Source organism: Bacillus marinisedimentorum (assembly GCF_001644195.2).
In the GTDB taxonomy this organism is placed as follows: Bacteria; Bacillota; Bacilli; order Bacillales; family Bacillaceae_O; genus Bacillus_BL; species Bacillus_BL marinisedimentorum.
Window position 1 is genome coordinate 1 of sequence record NZ_LWBL02000028.1, and the last position, 22,132, is coordinate 22,132.

Annotated in this window: 22 protein-coding genes; 4 read left to right on the forward strand and 18 right to left on the reverse strand. The window is 46.2% G+C overall.

What is annotated here, in order from left to right; all coding sequences use genetic code 11:
- Positions 1 to 365: 365 nt before the first annotated feature.
- The gene (locus A4U59_RS08500) at positions 366 to 1,685 is read right to left on the reverse strand and encodes a DRTGG domain-containing protein (protein WP_066172990.1); all 1,320 of its coding nucleotides are present in this window, start codon (positions 1,683 to 1,685) and stop codon (positions 366 to 368) included.
- Positions 1,686 to 2,303: 618 nt separating this feature from the next.
- Here A4U59_RS08500 and ric point away from each other — a divergent pair.
- A complete protein-coding gene (gene ric / locus A4U59_RS08505) occupies positions 2,304 to 3,014 on the forward strand; it encodes an iron-sulfur cluster repair di-iron protein (protein WP_066172888.1) in 711 nt (236 codons plus the stop codon).
- Between the two features lie 182 nt (positions 3,015 to 3,196).
- Here the strand turns inward: ric and A4U59_RS08510 are convergent, their stop codons facing one another.
- The 6 genes from A4U59_RS08510 to A4U59_RS08535 form a co-directional block, all read right to left on the reverse strand.
- Positions 3,197 to 3,874 carry a metal-dependent hydrolase gene (locus A4U59_RS08510; RefSeq protein WP_066172893.1) on the reverse strand — a complete coding sequence of 226 codons (678 nt, stop codon included), beginning with the start codon at positions 3,872 to 3,874 and terminating at the stop codon, positions 3,197 to 3,199.
- A gap of 420 nt (positions 3,875 to 4,294) precedes the next feature.
- Complete coding sequence (locus A4U59_RS08515; protein ID WP_066172896.1) at positions 4,295 to 5,839, reverse strand: polyamine aminopropyltransferase; 1,545 nt, start codon at positions 5,837 to 5,839, stop codon at positions 4,295 to 4,297.
- Between the two features lie 110 nt (positions 5,840 to 5,949).
- Positions 5,950 to 6,345 carry a DUF350 domain-containing protein gene (locus A4U59_RS08520; RefSeq protein ID WP_066172898.1) on the reverse strand — a complete coding sequence of 132 codons (396 nt, stop codon included), beginning with the start codon at positions 6,343 to 6,345 and terminating at the stop codon, positions 5,950 to 5,952.
- A gap of 19 nt (positions 6,346 to 6,364) precedes the next feature.
- Positions 6,365 to 6,967: a DUF4247 domain-containing protein gene (locus tag A4U59_RS08525; protein WP_066172900.1), complete on the reverse strand. Its 603-nt coding sequence runs from the start codon at positions 6,965 to 6,967 to the stop codon at positions 6,365 to 6,367.
- 28 nt (positions 6,968 to 6,995) lie between these two features.
- Positions 6,996 to 7,667, reverse strand: coding sequence for a PspA/IM30 family protein (locus A4U59_RS08530; protein ID WP_066172901.1), 672 nt, complete (start codon positions 7,665 to 7,667; stop codon positions 6,996 to 6,998).
- A gap of 414 nt (positions 7,668 to 8,081) precedes the next feature.
- Positions 8,082 to 8,588: a DUF4178 domain-containing protein gene (locus tag A4U59_RS08535; RefSeq protein WP_066172903.1), complete on the reverse strand. Its 507-nt coding sequence runs from the start codon at positions 8,586 to 8,588 to the stop codon at positions 8,082 to 8,084.
- Between the two features lie 175 nt (positions 8,589 to 8,763).
- Here A4U59_RS08535 and A4U59_RS08540 point away from each other — a divergent pair, with 175 nt between their 5' ends.
- Positions 8,764 to 9,864: a M24 family metallopeptidase gene (locus A4U59_RS08540; protein WP_066172905.1), complete on the forward strand. Its 1,101-nt coding sequence runs from the start codon at positions 8,764 to 8,766 to the stop codon at positions 9,862 to 9,864.
- Positions 9,865 to 10,226: 362 nt separating this feature from the next.
- Here the strand turns inward: A4U59_RS08540 and ald are convergent, their stop codons facing one another.
- The 3 genes from ald to A4U59_RS08555 form a co-directional block, all read right to left on the reverse strand.
- Entirely contained in the window at positions 10,227 to 11,342 is a 1,116-nt protein-coding gene (gene ald, locus A4U59_RS08545) for an alanine dehydrogenase (RefSeq protein ID WP_066172906.1), read from the reverse strand.
- A gap of 235 nt (positions 11,343 to 11,577) precedes the next feature.
- Positions 11,578 to 11,907: a hypothetical protein gene (locus A4U59_RS08550; protein WP_169823939.1), complete on the reverse strand. Its 330-nt coding sequence runs from the start codon at positions 11,905 to 11,907 to the stop codon at positions 11,578 to 11,580.
- A gap of 90 nt (positions 11,908 to 11,997) precedes the next feature.
- On the reverse strand, positions 11,998 to 12,759 hold the full coding sequence (locus A4U59_RS08555) for an SDR family oxidoreductase (RefSeq protein ID WP_066172909.1): 762 nt from the start codon (positions 12,757 to 12,759) through the stop codon (positions 11,998 to 12,000).
- 234 nt (positions 12,760 to 12,993) lie between these two features.
- Between A4U59_RS08555 and A4U59_RS08560 the strand changes: the two genes are divergently transcribed.
- Positions 12,994 to 13,437: a universal stress protein gene (locus tag A4U59_RS08560; protein ID WP_066172912.1), complete on the forward strand. Its 444-nt coding sequence runs from the start codon at positions 12,994 to 12,996 to the stop codon at positions 13,435 to 13,437.
- 197 nt (positions 13,438 to 13,634) lie between these two features.
- On the opposite strand, the gene argH is transcribed toward A4U59_RS08560, so the two are convergent.
- Both argH and A4U59_RS08570 read right to left on the reverse strand, forming a co-directional pair.
- Complete coding sequence (gene argH / locus A4U59_RS08565; protein ID WP_066172914.1) at positions 13,635 to 15,026, reverse strand: argininosuccinate lyase; 1,392 nt, start codon at positions 15,024 to 15,026, stop codon at positions 13,635 to 13,637.
- Positions 15,023 to 16,225, reverse strand: a complete 1,203-nt coding sequence (locus tag A4U59_RS08570; RefSeq protein ID WP_066172916.1) for an argininosuccinate synthase — start codon at positions 16,223 to 16,225, stop codon at positions 15,023 to 15,025. The genes argH and A4U59_RS08570 overlap by 4 nt, the downstream gene beginning before the upstream one ends.
- A 233-nt stretch (positions 16,226 to 16,458) precedes the next feature.
- Here A4U59_RS08570 and A4U59_RS08575 point away from each other — a divergent pair, with 233 nt between their 5' ends.
- The gene (locus A4U59_RS08575) at positions 16,459 to 16,773 is read left to right on the forward strand and encodes a hypothetical protein (RefSeq protein ID WP_066172918.1); all 315 of its coding nucleotides are present in this window, start codon (positions 16,459 to 16,461) and stop codon (positions 16,771 to 16,773) included.
- A gap of 221 nt (positions 16,774 to 16,994) precedes the next feature.
- Here the strand turns inward: A4U59_RS08575 and A4U59_RS08580 are convergent, their stop codons facing one another.
- The 6 genes from A4U59_RS08580 to A4U59_RS21725 form a co-directional block, all read right to left on the reverse strand.
- Positions 16,995 to 17,510, reverse strand: a complete 516-nt coding sequence (locus A4U59_RS08580; RefSeq protein WP_066172919.1) for a MogA/MoaB family molybdenum cofactor biosynthesis protein — start codon at positions 17,508 to 17,510, stop codon at positions 16,995 to 16,997.
- Positions 17,511 to 17,536: 26 nt separating this feature from the next.
- Entirely contained in the window at positions 17,537 to 18,382 is an 846-nt protein-coding gene (locus A4U59_RS08585; RefSeq protein ID WP_066172921.1) for an EcsC family protein, read from the reverse strand.
- Positions 18,383 to 18,531: 149 nt separating this feature from the next.
- Positions 18,532 to 19,725, reverse strand: a complete 1,194-nt coding sequence (locus A4U59_RS08590) for an acetate kinase (RefSeq protein ID WP_066172923.1) — start codon at positions 19,723 to 19,725, stop codon at positions 18,532 to 18,534.
- Between the two features lie 162 nt (positions 19,726 to 19,887).
- Positions 19,888 to 20,889 (reverse strand): class I SAM-dependent methyltransferase, encoded by a 1,002-nt coding sequence (locus tag A4U59_RS08595; protein ID WP_245680525.1) that lies wholly within the window; start codon positions 20,887 to 20,889, stop codon positions 19,888 to 19,890.
- 184 nt (positions 20,890 to 21,073) lie between these two features.
- Positions 21,074 to 21,574, reverse strand: a complete 501-nt coding sequence (gene tpx / locus A4U59_RS08600; protein ID WP_066172925.1) for a thiol peroxidase — start codon at positions 21,572 to 21,574, stop codon at positions 21,074 to 21,076.
- 62 nt (positions 21,575 to 21,636) lie between these two features.
- Complete coding sequence (locus A4U59_RS21725; RefSeq protein ID WP_169823940.1) at positions 21,637 to 21,795, reverse strand: hypothetical protein; 159 nt, start codon at positions 21,793 to 21,795, stop codon at positions 21,637 to 21,639.
- Positions 21,796 to 22,132: the final 337 nt, after the last annotated feature.

The following is a 22,132-nucleotide window of genomic DNA, read 5'->3' on the forward strand; positions in this document are numbered from 1 at the left end:
ATTCCCTCTGGCCGCACTCACAGTGTCTTCTTTGCACCACAGGCACAAGGGCGACATCTGTTCCTGCTTCCCTCCGGTCGCACTCACAGTGTCTTCTTTGCCGCGGGGCGGGCGCTGAGTTACCTCGTCGCTATCGCTCCTGCGGGATCTCACAAAAAGCTCACGTTTATCGGAGAAGTCCCGGGCGGTTATCGTTTATCGTTGCTTTGATAATCCTGCTTAATCTATTATATGGACAGGAGTTGGATGGTCTAACAAACAAGATTAAAACCGCGCATTTCGGCGCGGTTTTTGAAATATCCATACACCCTGAAAAGGTAATACTCACTCAGATTTCACAGCTCTTTCTTATGAAAAGCTGGCGGTCAATATTGCCGGTCAATCAGCTGAGCCATCATGAGTGCCTTGCCGACCATGACCCCGCCGTTGTAAACTTCCACATCCACTTTACCGAATTTGCGCCCGACTTCAAGAACTTTTGGATGAATTTCTATTGTGCTTTCAATCTGGATTGGTTTAATAAAATAAATGGTGATGTTCTCCACGACAAGATCTCCCTTTTTATAGGAACGAAGCACCCTGTTCCCCGCTTCTGTCACAATCGTCGTAAACACACCGTATGAAATGGTTCCAAGCGAATTGGTCATTTGCGGAGCGACCTCAAACCGGTATACAGGGGTTGCTTTGTCTTCGCCCACCTCCGCAAACCGGGATGTTACGAGATCATCAATTGTTTCACCGACCTGCGGCTGATTTTGAATCATTTGCAGGGCTTTCAACACATCCTGGCGGCTGATGATCCCCTGAAGGCGATGATGCTGATCCGTGACCGGCAATACTTCAATTCCCTCCCACACCATCATGTGGGCAGCAGTCGCTACAGAAGTTTTGCCCAGCACGGTCATCGGATTTTTGGTCATCACTTTTTCAATAACCATGTTTTTTTCCTTGCCGATGACATCCTTTGACGTTACCATTCCCTGCACTTTCATATTTTGGTCAACGACCGGATAGCGGCTGTGCGCGGTCTGGTCATTATGACGGTACCACATATCAACCTTATCGTTCGTTTTTAAAAAGAAGGTGTTGTCCAGCCCTGTCAAAATATCTTCGACAAGAATTATTTCTTTTTTGATCAGTTGGTCGTAAATCGCCCTGTTAATCATCGCCGCAACGGTAAACGTATCATATGAACTGGAAATGATCGGCAGTTTATACTCATCTGCAAGCTTGATGACCTCTTCGTCTGTACCGAAGCCACCGGTGACCAGTACAGCCGCTCCTGCTTCCAGTGCAAGCTTATGAGCCTTCGTTCTGTTCCCGACAATCAGGAGATTTCCAGCCCCAGTATATCTCATCATGGCTTCGAGCTTCATGGCGCCGATCACGAACTTATTAAGCGTCTTATGAAGGCCTTCCCTGCCGCCAAGCACCTGGCCATCTACGATGTTAACCACTTCAGCATATGTCAATTTTTCGATGTTCTCTTTTTTCTTTTTTTCAATCCGGATTGTTCCGACACGTTCAATTGTGCTGACAAGCCCCTGATTTTCAGCATCTTTAATTGCCCGATATGCAGTTCCTTCACTGACAGAGAGCTCCTTGGCGATTTGCCTGACCGAAATTTTATTCCCGATCTCCAGTGATTCAATAAATTGAAGAATTTGTTCATGCTTTGTTGCCATCTCATTCACCATACTTTCCTTCGGGCGTAGAAGTTTCTGTACTACTCTGTTTCCATTATATCCACTAATACAGGAATTCACAATATCGATTGCGAATTCATCTGATCAATTACTGTCTACCCATTTTTTTACATGTTTAAAAGACTATCCATAGAGGAATAGTTTTACTAACAAGCTAAATGAAAGGATGGTAGGATAATGCTTCGCACGATTCTAATGGTTATTGGACTAATCGTTGTTATAGGTTGGATTATCAGTCTGTTATAATATTTTTTCAGTAAAACACCCTGTCACGGGGTGTTTTTTCTTATGGCATCACTTTGGTTATCTTCCATCAACGGTGAATTCGAATGAGCCGCAGCTGGTCCACAGTTCTTATGCATCAGGACTGCTCAGCATGTTGATTGTAAGCAGCGGGCACAGACAGTCAAGCGTGTAAATATCCCCTACAAGTAAGAGAATGGACCTTGTGAATCCCTGTTATGCTTCCACCGGTCAATACGCCCTTCACAAGAAAAACAAGTGCATGTTTTCATCTCCAGCAAGTGACAGAGAACACTTCTTTTTATTCCTGCATGCTTTAAGCTTAAGTCAGAACAAAGCAGAGGAGTGGAAAATATGAGTGAACTTAAATTTAATGGAACCGAATCAGTCGGGGCCATCGTTGCAGAATATCCGAATGCCGGAACATTTTTCATGAAATATTCAATTGATTTTTGCTGTGGAGGCGATCGTCCGCTTACAGAGGCGGCGGCAGAAAAGGGGATGGACCCGGAAAAAGTATTTGAGGAACTGGCAGGCTTTTTATCAGGAAGCGGAACAGCAGGTGAAATCTGGAGCAATCGTCCGGCAAACGAATTGATTTCCCATATCATCAGCACACACCATGATTATTTGCGGGAACATTTGCCGCTCATCAGCAAAATGACAAATAAGGTCGCAAGAGTACACGGTCCCGGCCACCCGGAGCTCATTGAAATAGACAAACTCTTTCATCAGTTGAAAGATGAACTGGAGGAACATATCGATAAAGAGGAGAATGAATTGTTTCCACTTATCGTGAAATATGATGAAGAACGTTCAGAGGACACAAAAGCGTTGGCCGAAAAAGGAATCGAGACACTGGAAGCCGAGCATGACGAGGCAGGACGGATACTTGAAAAAATCCGCGAGTTATCATCCGGATTCACCTTGCCGGCAGACGCATGCAACACTTACAGGCTGACCTACCACTCCCTTGAGGAACTTGAAAAAGATATGTTCCAGCATGTCCATCTGGAAAATAATATCTTATTTAAACCCTTCAGCAGTGAAACATTAAGAGCTTAAACAATCCCTTTCACCTGTAAAGAAACACGCCGATTGGCGAGCCTATAGGCGATGACAGAGGCGTAGCTGCCCTTAATCTATATTGTTAAAATTGGCCGCTCGGTCGGAATACACACTTGCTGACAATTTCTGTACGCAAAAAAGGAAGCCGCTGCCGCGGCTTCCTTTTCACTTGAACCCTATTATAATTCGAGAGCGTCTCCGGCATGCATGACTTCTCCATCGCCTTCAAGACTTTTCACAAATCCATCTGCATCCTGCTCGATAAGCGGGAACGTATTATAATGAATCGGCACTGTCTTCTTCGCCTTCACCCACTTTGCAGCTGTAACAGCATCATCCGGCCCCATCGTGAAATTGTCTCCGATCGGCAGGAATGCAAGATCGATGCCGTGTTCTCCGATCAGCTTCATATCAGAGAACAGGCCTGTGTCTCCCGCATGATATACCGTTTTTCCTTCCGCTGTAAACAGGATGCCGGCCGGCATGCCGGTGTACACTAATGTCTGTGTTTCTTCATCCTCGTAAGCCGATCCGTGGAATGCCTGTGTCAATTTCACTTTTCCGAAGTCAAACTGGTGGGAGCCGCCGATGTGCATCGGATGTGTATTAACCCCTTTCCATCCTAGGAATGTTGCCAGTTCAAAAGGGGCGACGACAAGCGCATCATTCCGTTGGGCCAACTCAACCGTATCTCCCACATGGTCACCGTGCCCATGGGTCAGCAGAATCACATCCACTTGCACTTCATCCGCCACCAGATCGCAAACCCCATTTCCGGAAATGAATGGATCAATTAGAATCTTTGTGTCTTTCGTTTCAATCCCGACTACCGAATGTCCATGATATGTAACTTTCACGTCAGGCTCCTCCTTTAAAATAATAGATTCTTTAATAGGACTACGACAAAAAAACGCAAACTCCTGTCCAGATGGGACAATGCCTAAAAGGTGTCCACGAAATAATGCGCTTTGGCCGCTTCCTGCCATCGCTGTCCCCTTTTAAATAACGATATGCGGCTGGTTAAATCCGCCCGGTGCTCTCGCTCTCCGTACGTGTACAGAGTCTGTGTGCATCGGGTTTTCACAGCATGCGGCAGAACATTACCTGTTCTAGCGCTCCCTTACCTTCCCGATCCGCTTCCTTAAGGAGAGGACATTGAATAAGCGATCGGAGTCCTCACCGTACAAAATAAAATGTAAACGCGCCCGCACCTTCCTCTCTAATCAGATTTGTACTGAATCCACAATGAACTCGGATGCAGCATATAATAACAGGTGCTAGTATTGCAGCCAGGCTTTTTCGTACTCTTCTATCAGATAAGGGTTGATTAACGTATTTGGCGGGAGTTCGCCGCCGCTTTTTTCCGCCGCATCCTCATTCTCATCTTTCCCGAATTCAGCAAGGGTTGAAACAAGTTTTGTCGTCAGGAAACGGGTTTGTCTTGTAATCTCAATTTCTTTCAAGTCGACTGGCTCGCGGCCGGCGAGAATAAACCCCCAATTGCCGAAACTCGGAATCTCCACATGCAAATTCTCAGTCTTAAGGCCTGCAGAGGCGATTGTACTATTAATCCCCCAGTAAACCCGGGGTGCAAACACCGGGCTGGTCGCCTGGATGTTGACCATCCCGCCAGGAGACAGGCGATTTCGGACAAGCGAATAAAATTCTCGGGTGTACAACTTGTTCAGTCCTTCGTTGTTAGGATCCGGCAGGTCAATCAGAATGACATCATACAGACTCCGCTCACTTTCCAGGAACCGGAAGGCATCTTTGTGAACGACTTCTACATGGGTGTTATCGAATGCATTGGCATTCAGCTGCCTTAAGTCACGATTCGATTTCGCCAACTCCACAACAGCGGGATCAAGATCAACGAGGGTGATGTCTCTGGCACTTTTGTACTTGAGCACTTCCCTCAATGCCATTCCGTCGCCGCCGCCGAGGATCAAAACGTTTTCATGTCTTTTTGCTCCTTCCATAGCCGGATGGACGAGCGTCTCATGATAACGGTATTCATCAGAGGAGCTGAATTGCAGCGAACCATCGAGGTACATCCGGATATCCCCCTGTTCTTTTGTCAGGATAATCCGCTGGTATTCGGTTTCTTCAGCAAAAATAATCGGGTCGCTGTATAGCTTTTGTTCGAATGAAAAGGCGGTTTCTTCACCAAAAAACAGGCCGGCAGCCAAAACAAGGGAAAACAGGCCGCCAAACATAAATTGTATTTTCGGCATCCTGATTTCTTCCCTGAACAGCCATGCCACCCAGACAGCTACGGCAATATTGACCAGCGCTACCATGAATGCAGTTTTCACAAGACCAAGCTGGGGCCTGAGCAAAAAAACAAACAACAGCCCGCCGACGAGCCCGCCAGCATAGTCTGAAAAAAGAACCCTCGCCGTGCTCTTGTTCAGCGAAACCCCGATTTCGTCAGCTTTTCGAATCAATACAGGCAGTTCCACACCAGTCAATGCACCAATGGTGAATGTGACTCCATATAAAAACAGGGCTTCCGACCCGTCCGGCAAATAAGCGTTTATGCCGAAAAGAAGGAATGCCGACATTCCACCTATCAACCCAATTGTAAATTCTATCCAGATAAACGATATGATAAGCTGTTTTGTCACGTTTTCACTTAATGAAGCACCAATACCCATACCAGTTAAAAACAAAGAAATGGTCAAAGTGTATTGTTTCACTCCATCTCCAAGCATATAGGATCCGAGTGCTCCGAAAAGCACTTCGAAAATAATGCCGCAAATCGACACGATGCCAGACGCCCAGTAAATTGCCCTGCTCTTTTTCATATTTTCTTCAGACATGTGAAAAGCCCCTTTTTCGGTGATGCTGAATTAGTTAATGGAAGCCAAAAGTCCCCCGAAAACGGGGGACCGGCATCATCAATTACGTACAGACATCATTTCATTGCTGTTTATGTAATGGAGGCGCCGATCACAAACCCGAGTCCGATCGACACAGACATCATGACAATTCCGACCGCAATGTTACCGTTTTTCAGCTCCTTTTCCACAGAGAATCGGCGGGTCAGCATTTCAAAAAGGAAATATGCCGCTAGCTGGAGTACGATTCCGAATCCTCCCCAAATAACCGTTCCCATGACTGAAACACTGCTGTATATCGAAAAAGCAAGAATAATACTGATCCCGATTACTTTACCGGCAATCGAGAGGGCTACGGCGCTGTTGCCGTTGCTGATTTCATCCCAATCTTTATACTCCCGTGTGATCAATTCAAAAAATACAAGACCAATTATGATGACGGCGATTGCCGCTAAAAAGTATAGTAATGTTAATAAATATGGTCCCATGATCTCCCTCCTTTATGATTTATTTACCGGTTCCCGGGCCTCCGCCCCTTGTCGTAGATCCGCGAAAATCCGGAGGTGTGCTGCTCGGTCCTTTATATGCTTTTCCGGTAATGGTGTAACCCCGGTAACAATCATAAGGTGTTCCGGCACAGCGGGTCCGCTGCTTTTTCCCCCAGTCGTCCACATCAAACACTTCATCAAGAATCCACAGGGCCAGCATGCCATCAAAAAAACCAGGCTGGAAATTGTCGCGGACAAAACCGTGATCGGCCGCTTCGATCAATATCCCTCCATTATTTTCCTCATCATTGGAGAGGATGACAAAATGCTGATCATATACAAGCACCTGCCGGCCATCCTTTTTCTCACTAATTTCCTCAGGCTGCCATGCGCTGACGATGCTCTCACGGACTTCATCAAGCGTCCTGTTTCCGGCACTGTACACTTTTGAAATGTCACCGGCATCCGTACTGCTTTCAATGACATCAACCAGCTCATAATTTTCCTCTATGTAATCAAGAACCGTCCCCGACCCGAAAAGCCCGGCAGACGGTTCACTGCAACCTGAGAGGAAAAACAGCAGGGCTGCTGCCAGAATAAGTCCTCCCGGCCATGTTTTCATGTTTACACCTCACTGCACGTTATCAAAATCATGCGTCCTTCCCGATTTTCTTTTTCAGTTCGGCAAGCTCCGCATCAACATCGTTTCCTTTATCAAGTTCTTCGAATTCATCGTCAAGGCTGCGGTTGGCGGCCCTTAAATCTTCACTCGTTTCAGCTTCAGCTTCATATTGATGGACTTTCTCCTCCATCCGTTCGAATCCGCGGCGCGATTCATCATTAGAGACATTTGACACCCGATTCATTTTTGTCCGTGTTTTTGCGGATTCAGCCCTGGCCTTCAGGGTGTCTTTCTTAAGCTGCATTTCCTGGTATTCCCGTTTCATTTCATCAAGCCGGCTGCGGAGCTGTGAAGCATCCTCTTTTGCACGTTCGTATGAAGCTTTTAACTGATCACGCTGTGCGGCCTGCTGCTTTTTATCTTCGAGCGCACGGCGCGCAAGATCTTCATTGCCGGCTTCAAGCGCTTTGATCGCCTGTTGTTCACGCTTTGCCATCAGCGTTTCTGAATCATCATATTTCTTTTTCAGCATTTTTTCATTGGCAATCTGTTTTGCGACTGAAGTCTCCGCATCGCGGATATCTCTCTCCATTTCCCTCATGAATTGGTCAAGCATTTTTACAGGATCTTCAGCTTTATCCAGCATCGCATTCAATTCTGAACCAACAATCGTTTTTACGCGTTTGAACATGTTAAACATTGTTATCCTCCTTTATATTTGGCTCTAAACGTTAGTGTTGATTTCCGCTGCAGGTGCTCGCTTTCACCCAAGGGCACAAGTGCGACATCCGTTTCTGCTTCCCTCCGGTCGCACTCACGGTGTCTTCTTTGCCGCGGGGCGGGCGCTGAGCCTCCTCGTCGCTGACGCTCCTGCGGGGTCTCAGCTGTCCCGCTATTCCCGCAGGAGTCTCGCACCTTCCACTCCAATCAACTAGTGAAAAATCAACATTGAGCTTTAACACAGCCTTATATTTTGATAACCTACACTTTATTGTGTTTTTTGAATCCTTTTATTCGGCGAAGTCCTTTATAAGAAAATCTGCTCCCTTTCAGACTGCCTGAAAAGCCTCCTGCTTATGCAAACGGCGCTTACCGGTACTCTCCGCTTTTTCAATCAACTTGCAGCCAGTATTTTGATTTCATACTCTTCGATTTCCCAGCCGATGCTTGCTTCGATTTCACCACCCCAATCTTCAACCGATAGGAATGATTCTTCAGCTTTATCGCTGAAATCGTAATATTTCACGATCAGGCCGTCCACATTTGCGCCTCTGCCTTCACCTTTCACCCTTGCCGAACCGCTTTCTTCAAGATAATATTCCGTTCCGTCATAATAAAGCTTATTCGGGATCTCGCCTGACAGCTTAAGCGGAATCTTTTCATACATGCCAAGTTCAAGCTCATCATCCATTTCGGCACTCAGCCATAGTGTGCGCCCATCGCCTTTAAGCTGATAAGCAGTCCAAGTGAAGTTGCCATCTTTATAGACAAGTTTTCCAACTGCTTGATAATCTTCGAGCTCATAACTGACAATGTCATCGATCTTAATTGAAAATACATCACGCTGCTTGATTTCTTCCCGTTCTTCTTTTTTGCCGAACAAGCGTTGAAAAAACCCCACATCTTCACCTCTTTTCTTTTCAATAAGTATATACGCATCAATTCACATAGGGTTTCAAAATAATCTTATAAATTTTTCGCCTTTTTATATTGAATGGTGCTTACCGCAGGATCAGCGACAAATTCAGTTCATTATGTTTCAATAAGTAATGATACCATACAAAGGAAGTGGACCGATGAATAACAGACTGAAGCGTATGACGGAATGGCTCAAAGAGAAAAACATCAATGCAGCTTTTATAACCTCCACCCCCAATGTTTTTTACTTATCAGGGTTTTATTCCGACCCGCATGAACGGCTGCTTGGCTTGCTCCTCTTTCCTGATGCAGAACCTATTCTTGTCCTGCCGGCTATGGAAAAGCAGCAGGCAAAAAACGCCGGCTGGGATTATCCCATGATCGGCTACAGTGATATTGACGACCCATGGCAGCTTATTAAGGATAGACTGGATCGGCAAAATATCAGGCCGGGTGTGCTTGCAGTTGAGAAAAGCCATATGACTGTGGAACGGTATGAGCATGCAGCCGCAGCATTCGGAAACCCTGATCTTGTTTCGGCAGAAGGGAAACTTCAGCAGCTCCGGCTGATTAAAGATGAACAGGAAACAGCGGTACTCCGAGAAGCTGCAAAACTTGCTGACTACGGGGTTGAAGTCGGCACAGCTGCAATAAAAGAAGGGGTAACCGAAATGGAGATCCTGGCCCGCATCGAATATGAATTGAAGAAGCAGGGAATCCGCGAAATGTCTTTTTCAACCATAGTGCTGACCGGGGAAAATACAGCGGCCCCCCATGGCAATCCGGGAAAGAACCGCGTTAAAAAAGGGGATCTGGTCCTTTTTGATCTCGGTGTTGTCCTTGATGGTTACTGCTCGGATATTACCCGGACAGTTGCCGTCGGTGACGTATCCGCAAAACAGCGGGAAATTTATGAAACGGTATTGCGTGCCCAGGAAGAAGCGGTAAGGATCTGCAGACCGGGTACGACGATAGGCGATCTGGATAAGACAGCCCGCAGCATCATCACGGAAGCAGGTTACGGTGACTATTTCACCCACAGGATCGGACATGGACTCGGCATCGAAGTCCATGAGTTCCCGTCATTGAATGAAAAAAATACCGGCATACTTGAAAACGGGATGGCCCTTACGATTGAACCTGGAATCTACTTGCCTGGAACAGGAGGAGTCCGGATTGAGGACGACATCGTCATAACCGCAAATGGAGCTGACATATTGACGCAATACCCTAAAGAACTGCAAATCGTAAAAGGATAGGCGAAAAACCATAATGCCAATCAGCGGAATGGTCTTATTAAAATAAACGGCATTCCGTTAAAGGGCAGTATTGTGAAAGAGGGAAATCCTCTGGAGCTCACCCGTTTTTCAGCTGCAGGGCATTCGATTTCCGCGGGGCATCCGGGGTGCCTCCCCCCGCAGGCTATTACACCGGATCTTTTCCGCTAAAAGGCGCTTTAATGAACAGTATAAATAAACGCAGGAGGTTCAAAAAACCCCTGCGTTTATTTGTGCAATTTAACCAATGAAACGTGTGCTGATTAGCGGATTAATCATATTGTTCATCAGTTTTACTTTTATCATAAAACCGGACTTCCTAGCCAAACCGGACGCATTTCTCCTTATTCAATCATTGAATGGGCATCATTGTATTCAAGGCCGTGTGCTTCCGCAACAGCTTCATACGTTACATAACCGTTCAATGTATTGATTCCCTTGAGCAATGCCTCATTATCACGACACGCTTTCTGATAGCCTTTGCTGGCAATTTGCAGGGCGTAAGGAACCGTGACATTCGTAAGGGCGATCGTCGATGTCCGCGGCACTGCCCCCGGCATATTGGCAACTGCATAATGGAGGACGCCATGCTTTTCATATGTCGGGTTATCATGTGTGGTGATCCTGTCTGTCGTTTCAAAAATACCGCCCTGGTCGATGGCGACATCGACAATGACCGAACCTTCGTGCATGTTTTCCACCATTTCCTCTGTTACAAGGCGCGGTGCTTTAGCCCCTGGAATAAGGACGGCTCCGATGACAAGATCCGATTCTTTTACCGCTTCAGCGATATTCAGCGGGTTTGACATCAGTGTATTGATTTCCGATCCAAAAATGTCATCAAGCTGGCGCAATCGGTCAGGGTTCAAGTCGATGATGGTTACATCTGCACCTAGTCCCATAGCAATTTTCGCCGCATTTGTTCCGACGATTCCTCCGCCGATGACGGTGACACGGCCCCGTTTCACACCTGGCACACCGCCTAGGAGGATTCCCTTTCCCCCCCTCGACTTTTCGAGGAACTGTGCGCCGATTTGCGCTGCCATCCTGCCGGCAACTTCACTCATAGGGGTCAGGAGCGGGAGCGAACCATTCGGCATCTGGACTGTTTCATACGCAATACCTGTCACTTTGTTGTCAACAAGCGCTTTTGTCAGTTCAGGTTCTGGTGCAAGATGAAGATATGTAAATAAGATCAAGCCTTCACTGAAATATCCGTATTCGTCCGGAAGCGGCTCTTTCACCTTCATGACCATTTCCTGGTCCCAGGCTTCTTTCGCCGTTTCTACAATGTGGGCGCCAGCTTCAATATACTGTTCATCTGTAAATCCCGAACCGAGTCCGGCCCCTTTTTCGATGTAGATATCATGACCTGCCCCTGCGAGTGTCAAAACTCCTGCCGGGGTCATGGCAATACGATTTTCATTATTTTTGATCTCTTTCGGTACTCCAATTCGCATGGGTACACTCCTCCTCACATAGTAGAATTCCCATCCCCATAATTGCCGGCCCAGAAACTCCGCTGGCTGGCGCATAAAGATGAAAGCACTTACATTCTTCATTATAGCGAATATACGGCAAACCAAAAAGCATAGTTTTGAATTTCTTTAAAACACTTGTACGCAACTCCTGTTCATCTGCCTGTTTATTTTCCGCAAAAAGTCTCTCCGCAGCCGGAGAGACTTTTCTTGTCTGTCACTTTTCCCATACCCAAGTAAAAAGTTTTCCGTTTTTATTGATCCACCTTACATCAAGCCGTTCAATCTCTTTGTAGTCCCGTTTTTTCAGAGTGCTGACCATGTCCTCAACTGAAGCTGTTTCAGAAATTCCGAGCAGGCTGAACATTTTCTCTACCGCCTCTTTTGCAGTCTTCCCTTTCATAACCTTATCACCGACTTCCAGCTCGTACTCTTCCGGGTTCCGGAATTCCCATTCCGTCTCTTCCCCATTCATGATGATTGTTGCTGTAAAGGACAGGCTGTCTGTATAATCGGCAGCACTGGCACCCGCCGGAACGGAAAACAAGCAAAAAAATATGACGCATCCGTGTAGCGCTGATTTTAGCATGGTGATCACCTCACGGATAGGATGCGTCTTTATGGGGAATTTATTCAATTAGCGATAGCGATGGACGACATCGAGAGCACCCGTCACTTCAATGATTGATCCTGTTACCATATCTGAATCTTGTTCACATAAGAAGAGGATAGTCCTGGCAATGTCCTCACCTGTTCCAGACCGGCCGATTGGCGTGATGGTACCATCATTCATCTTCCTTGCATCACAAATGGATGCTTCTTTCATTTCACCAAGGATATTCCCCGGGCAAATCATATTTGCGGTGATTCCGTGTTCCGCTTCTTCGATTGCAATAGTCTTTGTAAGCGAGACAAGGCCGACTTTAGCCGCACTGAAAGCCGACCGGTAAATCCAGCCGGGAGCGGTGCCCGCCCCCTGGAAGCCATAAGTGATGATACGGCCGAATTTCTGTTTTCGCATCAATGGAATCGCTTCTTTCACCAGGTGGAAAACGGAACTTAAATTGCCGTTTATCATTTCATCCCATTCATCTGTTGAATAGTCGGCCAATTTTTTCCGTTCAAATATGTATGGGCCTGCATTATTAATCAAAAAGTCGATGCGGCCGAACTTCTCTTTCACTTCATTCATCATGCGCTCGATATCTTCTTTTTTGGTGACATCTCCCTGCACAAAGTGCAGACGTTTTCCAACATCGGAAAATTCACGTTTCAACTTTTCAACCGCCTCTACATCGCTTCGGTAATTGACGGTTACTGAACATCCTTTGCGGAGTAATGCTTCGGTCACTTTTTTCCCGAGCCCTTTTGACCCGGCAGTAATCATAGCATGCTGCATGGTTCCGCCTCCCTTAAGGATTAATGCATAAATATCATTTTAGCATATCCCGCTTTCATTTACTTCATTTCAGGTTTACTTAGAAAAAGAACGTTACCCTTAGCCTATTATAAAAATAATGGGACAGTGTCATTTTTTGTTCAAATTATTCAAAAAGATAAAACTATTTAAGCGGTGCTGAATGATATAATAGAAGAAGGGAATTGATATTCGCACATGAAGGAGGAATAGACGGTGAGTTTAACGTATAACAATATTCTCGTGGCAGTTGACGGTTCCAAAGAGGCTGAATGTGCTTTTAAGAAGGCGGTGCAGGCCGCAAAGCGCAATGATGCGAATCTGATTATCACCCATGTCGTTGATACTAGGACTTTTGCGACAGTTGAAGCGTACGACCGTCAAATTGCCGAACAGGCTGAAGAATATGCCGAAGAACTTTTGAATGAGTATAAAAAAGAAGCAGAAGAAGCCGGTCTTCATCATGTGAAACTTCATATCGAATACGGGTCCCCAAAAGTGAAAATAGCAAAGTATATCGCACCCAAGTTTGATGCAGACTTGATAGTAGCAGGTGCGACCGGGCTGAATGCGGTTGAACGTTTCTTTATTGGAAGTGTATCGGAACATATTACCCGTTATGCACAATGCGATGTACTGATTGTTAGGAATGAAGCATAAAATAACATCATATAAAAAAGTGCAAGCCGCCCGCTTAGCGGCGTACCGCATAAGCAGGGATCACCGCTTATGACGATAGCCGCCAGGGCTCGCAGCCGGACATTGATCTTGCTTAAAAACTTATATTTTCTTACCTATTAAAAAAGAACCGGGATGCCCGGTTCTTTTTTGTGTGCCTTCCCGCAGAAATACAGGACCTATTGTTGATCAGCCTGAAACCCAAGGCTCGCCGCCGCTTGCTGCAGCTGCTTCCGAACCGCTTCAAAGCCGGTCCCCCCTGCACTGTTACGGCGGGCGACTGCTGTCTCCGGCTTCAGCACTTCATAAATGTCCTCATCAAAAAGCCCTGACACCTCCATATATTTTTCCATGCTGACATCAGCCAGATATACCCCTTCTTTTATGCAATAAAGCACTATTTTTCCGACGGTTTCATGCGCCTCGCGGAATGGCATTCCTTTAGCGGCCAGATAATCTGCCAGCTCGGTCGCATTGGAAAAATCCTGGCGTGTGGCGTTTGCCATCTTCCCGGTTTTCACCGTCATCGTCTCAATCATGCCGGCCATGATCTTTAAAGAGCCTTTCAGCGTTTTCACTGTGTCGAACATGCCTTCTTTATCTTCCTGCATATCTTTGTTGTAAGCGAGCGGTGTGCCTTTCAAAACGGTTAACAGCCCCATCAAATGGCCATATACCCTGCCTGTCTTCCCGCGGATCAGTTCTGCCATATCAGGATTCTTCTTTTGCGGCATGATACTGCTTCCTGTTGCAAACGTATCATCGAGCTCAATGAATTGAAATTCCTGGGTCGACCACAAAATCAATTCTTCACAAAATCTGGATAAGTGCGTCATCACAAGCGATGCGTTGCTTAAGAACTCCACTATAAAGTCACGATCACTCACCGCATCAAGACTATTTTCATAAATCCCGGCAAAGCCCAGCTGTTCAGCAGTGTATTCGCGGTCAATCGGGAATGTTGTCCCGGCAAGTGCGCCTGCACCGAGCGGGGAGCGATTAATCCGTTTCTTCGCTTCCCCCATTCGCTCTTTATCCCGCTGAAACATCCAGAAGTAGGCGAGCAGATGGTGGGCGAATGAAATCGGCTGCGCCCGCTGCATATGTGTGTATCCCGGCAAAACCGTTTCAACATGTTTTTCTGCCTGATTGAACAACGCCTGCTGTAAATGGTTGATACCTGCAAGGATCTCCTCGCTTTCTTCCCGAAGGTACAGATGCATATCTGTTGCCACCTGATCATTGCGGCTTCTGCCGGTATGGAGTTTGCCGCCGACAGGCCCGATTTCATCGATCAGCAGTTTCTCGATATTGAGATGGATATCTTCATATTTAACTTCGTATTCCAGTTTCCCGGCCTTCGCTTTTTCAAGCAGGGTATGCAAACCCTGCTTGATCGTTTCAGCTTCTTCATTTCCCAACACACCCGTTTTATGGAGCATGCTGACATGGGCGAGACTGCCCGTGATATCCTGGACGGCAAGTTCCCGGTCAAACGGTATGGAAGCGCCGAATTCGTCGACCCACTCTTCTGCACTTTTTTCAAACCGGCCGCCCCACAATTTTGTCATGCTTTCACCTTCTTCTGGTGAAGGCTGCTGTATACCTTTGTCGGAAGCCCCCACAGCTCTATGAAACCTTTGGCTGCTTCATGGTCAAACGCATCTTCAGCGCTGTATGTCGCAAGCTTTTCATCATAGAGCGAATACGGGGATTTACGGCCTTCCACAATCGCATGCCCTTTGAACAGCTTGATACGGACCGTGCCTGACACTTTTTTCTGGGTTTCTTTGAGGAATGCGGACAGCGCCTCACGCAAAGGTGAATACCATAGCCCATTGTAAACGAGTTCCGAGAGCTTCTGGCCGACAATCGGCTTGAAGTGTGCCGTTTCTTTCGTAAGTGTGATATCTTCGAGTTCTTTGTGCGCCTTCAGAAGCGTCAAAGCACCCGGCGTTTCATAGATTTCACGTGATTTGATGCCGACAAGGCGGTTTTCAACATGGTCAATGCGGCCCACACCATGCTTCCCCGCTGTCTTGTTGAGCTCAAGGATCAGTTCATCTAGAGGCTTTTTGATTCCATCTATTGAAACAGGAACCCCCTGCTCAAATTCAATTTCGATTACATCTGCTTCATCCGGCGTCATTTCCAATGGTGCTGTCAAATCGTAAGCACCTTCCGGCGGAGCCTGCCACGGATCTTCCAGAACGCCGCATTCATTGCTTCTTCCCCACAAGTTCTGATCAATGGAATATGGGTTGTCAAGGTCGATCGGAATCGGAATGCCATTTTCTTTGGCATAATTAATTTCTTCATCTCTGGACCAATGCCAGTCTCTGACAGGCGTCATGATTTCCAGCTCCGGATTCAGAGCCAGGATGGAAACTTCGAAACGGACCTGGTCATTCCCTTTGCCGGTGCATCCGTGGGCGACAGCGTGCGCACCTTCTTGTTCAGCAACCTCTACCAGTTTTTTTGAAATGAGCGGACGGGACAATGCTGACACCAGCGGATATTTTTCTTCGTAAAGGGCATGGGCCTGCAGAGCTGTCAGGGCAAACTCATCGGCGAATTCCTTTTTCGCATCGATGACAATCGACTTTTCCGCGCCGACTTTCAGTGCTTTTTCCTCGATGAAGGCAAGGTCTTTCCCTTCACCTACGTCAAGACAAAGGGCGATGACCCGATATCCTTTATCCTGCAGCCATTTGATCGCCACTGATGTGTCGAGTCCGCCTGAGTAAGCCAATACCACTTTTTTGTTCAATCTCTCCAACTCCTTTAAGAATAAATATACATAAATTATGATTTTTATACAATTTAGTGCAAAAAAATAACGATTAAACTGCCTGTTTAGCCGCTTTTAATTAATATGTTATTCACTTTAACAAGTTTCGTTCCTCTTTTCAAGAACTTTCTATAAAATTTACAAGAAAAATTCACTTACCTGTTCGCCACTGAACAATAATTCTTGTAAAATGGGTATTGGAGGGGAATACAATGAACAATTACTTCGAATATGACGAGAGACTGGGCATCCGCCTTCCTTTAATTTCAGGTCACTGGGAACAGTACGAACCAGAAACCCAGGAATCCATTTTACTGGAATGGGAAAAAATCAGGGGAATCATACCCGATCGGATCAAAGAACTGGAAATTGTTATCAACAAAAAGCAAGCAATGCTGGAAAACGAGGACAATTTCCATGAAAGCTGCTGCCTGAACAAAGAAATTGCCGACCTTGCTTCCACTATTAATGACCTATGGATCTGGTACAGGACAAACGGAGAAGTATCTGTTAAGCATCATCATTAAATTTAGACGTGCAGGAGACGCCCTCTTAGCGGCGTACGCATAAGCGGAGGTACCCGCAGGGAGGCGCTCTTTCCTCCCGGAGGGGATCACCGCTTATGACGATAGCCGCTGGCGCCTGGAGCTGGATGACTCCCTTCTCGCTTTTTTTCCACAACACAAAAAATTTATAATTTCCTTAACAACAAAAAAACCAGGGAGGTGCTATCCCTGGTTTTTTATGCTTACACCCGATCTTTACGAAGCTCCCGTACAACATGGGAAATTTCAGGCAAAATAAGCTTTTCCATTGCCAGCTTCACAGCACCTGATGAGCCTGGTGTTGAGAACACGGCAGTATGCATGGCGACACCCGCAATGGCCCTTGATAAAATGGCCGCCGATCCGATATCTTCTGTGTAACTTAACATGCGGAACAGTTCACCGAATCCGACCATTTCCTTATCAAGCAGCTGGGATACGGTTTCAATTGTCACATCACGGTGGGCGATACCGGTTCCACCATTTGTAAGGATGACATCAATCCGGCTGTCTTCACACCCGTCAAGTATGGCTGAACGAATCGGAATCGGTTCATCTTTAACGATTTCATAAGCCGCTACATCATGGCCGTTTTCTTCAAGGTACTCGATCATCCTTTTCCCGCTCTTATCGGTTTCTTTTGTCCTTGTATCACTTACAGTGATGACTTTGCAGCGGACTCTATCTGGAGCTTCCGCTTTATGTTCATGTACAGACATAATCTTCCTCCTTTCAGATAGTTGGATTACTGCTCGGCTATGTCCCCTTTCGTGTCATGCAAATGCCGCAGCTGATAAAACCGGTGGGCATATTCTGTGACTTGCCTCGAAAGCTGGTAATTCATCGCTGCGCCGGCCGCCATTCCAAGAAGAGGTATACCCTGGATCAGCTTTTTTCTGAACATCGAAAGGAATAATATTTTTGCAATCTGTTTAAGCGGCTCATTCATCCATGTTTCATCAGTGAGATCCTCTTCACCTTCATACCAGAATGTCCCGCCGTCATTTTCAATTTCACCTTTGAGCTGCTGCCACCCTTCATATTGGAGATGCTTCGGCAATGTGGAAGCGTGAAACACTTTAAGGGAAATCATCATCTCGCGCGGGTAATTGACGTCGTACCCGTATGTCATCGCAATCAGCTGGACTGCCCGTAAATTAAGGGCAGTCAAAGCAGGAACATCAAGGCCAAGTGTCAAAATGCCGCCAGTTCCGGATACGCCCCCCTGTGCAAATGAATAAACCCTATGCTTTGCAATTTGCTGTTCTGCTATGTATGAAAGCTGTTCGATTGAGAGCTCCTTCATATCATGGATGTCCTTTATATTTTCATCAAAAATACGCGCACTTGACAGAATCCGGTTTCTGGCATCCATCTGCAGCTGGGAACCCTGGATCATCGCGTGTAAATGAAATAGGATGGCATCCAGGCTATTGAAAAACCGCTGGCGGACGGAAGGGGCAATTCGCCCGAAACCCGTTTCCATCCAGGCATTATACATATTCTCAAAGTCAGTCGGATAATAATCCCGGTTTTTATGCTCCCACTCTTTAATGGACGAAATGATGTTTTGTTCCTGGCTGGATAACATTACAGCAATCCCCCTTTTCCTGTTTGATCGGCATCGCCGTTTACTTTCATTATCGTAGCTATTTGGTAAATATGCAAATAAACCAAAAAAATCGTTTGAATACAATGAAAAAAGAGCACTCCGGACGTTGGAATGCTCTTTTTTCCGTATTATTTATTTAAGCCGTACTTGACCGCATCACGGGCGATTACGACTTCTTCATTTGTCGGGATGACAATTACCTTCACTGGTGAGTGCGGGTAATTGACGAACGCTTCTTCACCGCGTGTCTGATTGAGGGAAGGATCCCAGTACACGCCCATGAACTCAAGGCCGCGCAGGACGCGCTCGCGGACAACGGTGGAGTTCTCGCCGATTCCGGCTGTGAAGATAATGGCATCTACACCATGCATTCTTGCCGCATAGGAACCGATATACTTATGAATGTGCTCAGCAAAAAGGCTCAGCGCCAATTCCGCACGCTCGTTGCCTTCCTGCACGGCTTCCTCGATATCACGAAGGTCGCTTGAGAAGCCTGTCACACCGAGAAGACCGCTTTTCTTGTTTAAGACAGATAGCACTTCTTCAGCACTCTTGCCGGTCTTTTCCATAATAAACGGTATGAGCGCAGGATCGATATCACCTGAACGGGTTCCCATTGTCAGGCCGGAGAGCGGTGTGAATCCCATTGACGTATCAATGGACTTGCCTCCTTCGACTGCTGCAATACTCGCACCGTTTCCAAGATGGCAGGAAATGAGGCGGAGCTGCTCAAGCGGACGTCCGAGAAGTTCAGCCGCACGCTCTGTCACATACTTGTGGGAAGTCCCGTGGAAGCCGTACTTGCGGATTCCGTATTCTTCATAATACTCGTACGGCAGGCTGTACATATAGGCCTGTTCTGGCATTGTTTGATGGAATGCCGTATCAAAGACCGCTACTGCCGGTACTTCTGGTAAAATTTCCTTGAACGCTTTGACTCCAACAATATTTGCCGGATTGTGAAGCGGTGCAAGTTCACTTTTTGCTTCAATCCGTTCAAGGATTTGGTCTGTAATCAGTATAGAATCATTGAATTCCTCACCGCCATGGACAACTCGGTGGCCGATGCCGTCAATTTCGTCATAAGACGCAATAATATGATGACTGATCAGCTTATCAAGCAGCATTTTAACTGCCACTGCATGATCTGGAATATCTGTTGTTTCTTTTATTTTTTCACCTTCGACTGTGATGGTGAAAATACCATTCTCAAGCCCGATCCGTTCCACAAGCCCTTTTGTGATGACTTTTTCTTCAGGCATGACAAACAGTTGGAACTTCAGTGAAGAACTTCCGGCATTGATCGCTAAAACGTTAGACATGTATATGACTCTCCTTTTTCAGTCCTTCTGCTGTATTTTTCCTTTTCAAAGCACCGTTATATAAAACCGACTATATCATTTAAACACTCGGAAACACGTATTGCAAGAAGGAGGAAGCCATGTTACCGTTTTCGTCATAAACTCTTTATTTTCTGAAATGCATTAATTCCCATTTCCGCCAGAATATCCATAAAACCAGCGATTGATCCTGTCAACCATCCCTGCCATTGCTGTTTTGTTGGAAAAAGACGGCATCTCTGCCATAAGCCCCTGTTTCGGCATATTGGTATTTTTACCTTTTTTCTGCAAAATAAAAATACTTTTTGCCATTTGCTCATTTTTAAACATCGATTTCGGCAACTGCAGCAGACCGAGAATATGCGTATTTTCTTTCAGGAACCTGTTTAATTTTTCAGCTTCCCCGCTTTCAAATAAAAAATTCGGAATCAAAAAAATCAAGTATCCGCCCTCTTTCGTATAGCGGAGACTTTGTTCAATAAAAAGATGATGGGCATAAGAATGTCCCTCATCCGCCTGCAATGCGAAAGAGGCGGCTCTTGCATCATCCGGATAGTAGCCGACCGGCAAGTCGCTGACAACAACATCGACCGGGTCGAGCAGCAAAGGCTGCAGACTGTCCTGATTGAACAGTTCAATCGGCATCTCTTGCCAATTAGCGTTCATATAAGCCAATTTGATGAGTGTTTCATCCACCTCGCTGCCAAATGCGGAAACTTGCTTATTCTCAGCACCGGCTTTTACCGCCATTAGCAAGTTTCCGATGCCGAGGGCAGGATCAAAGATTCTCATTTGCTCCCTGTTTTCGGTCAATTTGTTCAAGAGGTATCCGATGAAAACAGCTACAGCATCCGGCGTCACCATATGGTTCTGCTGAGTGGCATCTTTCATTCCTTTCAAAACTGCAAGCCCAAACGCTTTTCGCTTTTCCTCTTTACTAAATTGATCAAGCGTGTTGCGGTCATATAATTTTTGAAGTTTCCGGGCTGCCAGATCATTAACATCCTGCAAAACGGTGCCCTCATATAGATTTTCTGCTGCTTCAGCAAGGGCATCCAGGTAAACGGCATCCAACTCGTCGGCGAGCAGTTCCGCAGACTCGTCCAGCACCTGAAACAGCTTTTCCATCTTCGTCAATTCATTCATTTCCGTACCTCCGTTTTCATCTCTAATAAGTTATTCTATCAGATAAAACGGCACGAATAAAATACACTGGCTCAAGACCAGCACAGTGCCTTTAATCCACATTTCAATCACGCTTACATTTTATATTTTCCTTAACAACAAAAAAAGAGAAGCCGCCATCCGGCAGCTTCTCCCGTCGTTATATTCAGAGGGCTTTTTTGGCAGCTTCAAGAGCAGCTTCATAATCGGGGTGGTCTGTAGCTTCATTTACGTATTCCGCATGGATGACTTTGTCATTTTCATCAATGACAAAAACAGCTCTTGTCAACAGCCTTAGTTCTTCAATCGCAACACCATAAGCTTTGCCGAATGACAGGTCACGGTGGTCGGAGAGCGTAACCACCTGCTCAAGGCCGCTTGAGCCGCACCACCGTTTCTGGGCAAAAGGAAGATCTGCGCTGAACGTATAAACGGTTACACCATCAATGTTTGCTGCCTCTTCATTGAACTTCCGGGTCTGCTGATCGCATACCGGCGTATCAAGCGACGGCACGACACTGAATATCCGGACTTTGCCTTTTGCGTCCTCAAGGGTGAATGATGATAAGTCGTTGGCCAGCACATTAAAATCCGGTGCTTTGTCCCCCTCCTTCACTTCATTCCCGAGCAATGTGACAGGGTTGCCTTTAAACGTTACATTTGCCAATGAAATCCCTCCCGTTTTTAATATATGTACAGTGTTAAATATATCCGTGACGGGCTAGTTTTTCAAATGATATGGTCAACAAGGTTCGGGCTTCCGTCAAAAAGAGCGCAAATGAGCCGAATTTGAAGGTCAAAGATAAAGAAAATCGACTGAATGTATGCATCCCGGACCATCTCACTTTCTATGTCACAAAACAGCTCAAAAGTCAGAGCCCACTTCAATGAATCCTTAGGATATTTTTAAAAACAGCAACTTTTCTTTTGAAAATCCGATTTACCTTCTATAACGGCTGATTTATTTTCAAATTCGGACGTCTTTCTTTTTTTCGTCCCTCTCCACTTTCTGCAGATGCGGGACTAAGTGCAACAGCCAGAACAAATGCGCCAGGCGCCCGCTTAGCGGCGTACGCATAAGCGGGGGTTCCCGCAGGGAGGTGGTTCTTTCCTCCCGGAGGGGATCACCGCTTATGACGATAGCCGCTGGCGCCTGGAGCTGGACGATTCTCTTCTGGCTTTTTAGCCGCAACGCTTACATTTTATAATTTCCTTAACAAAAATA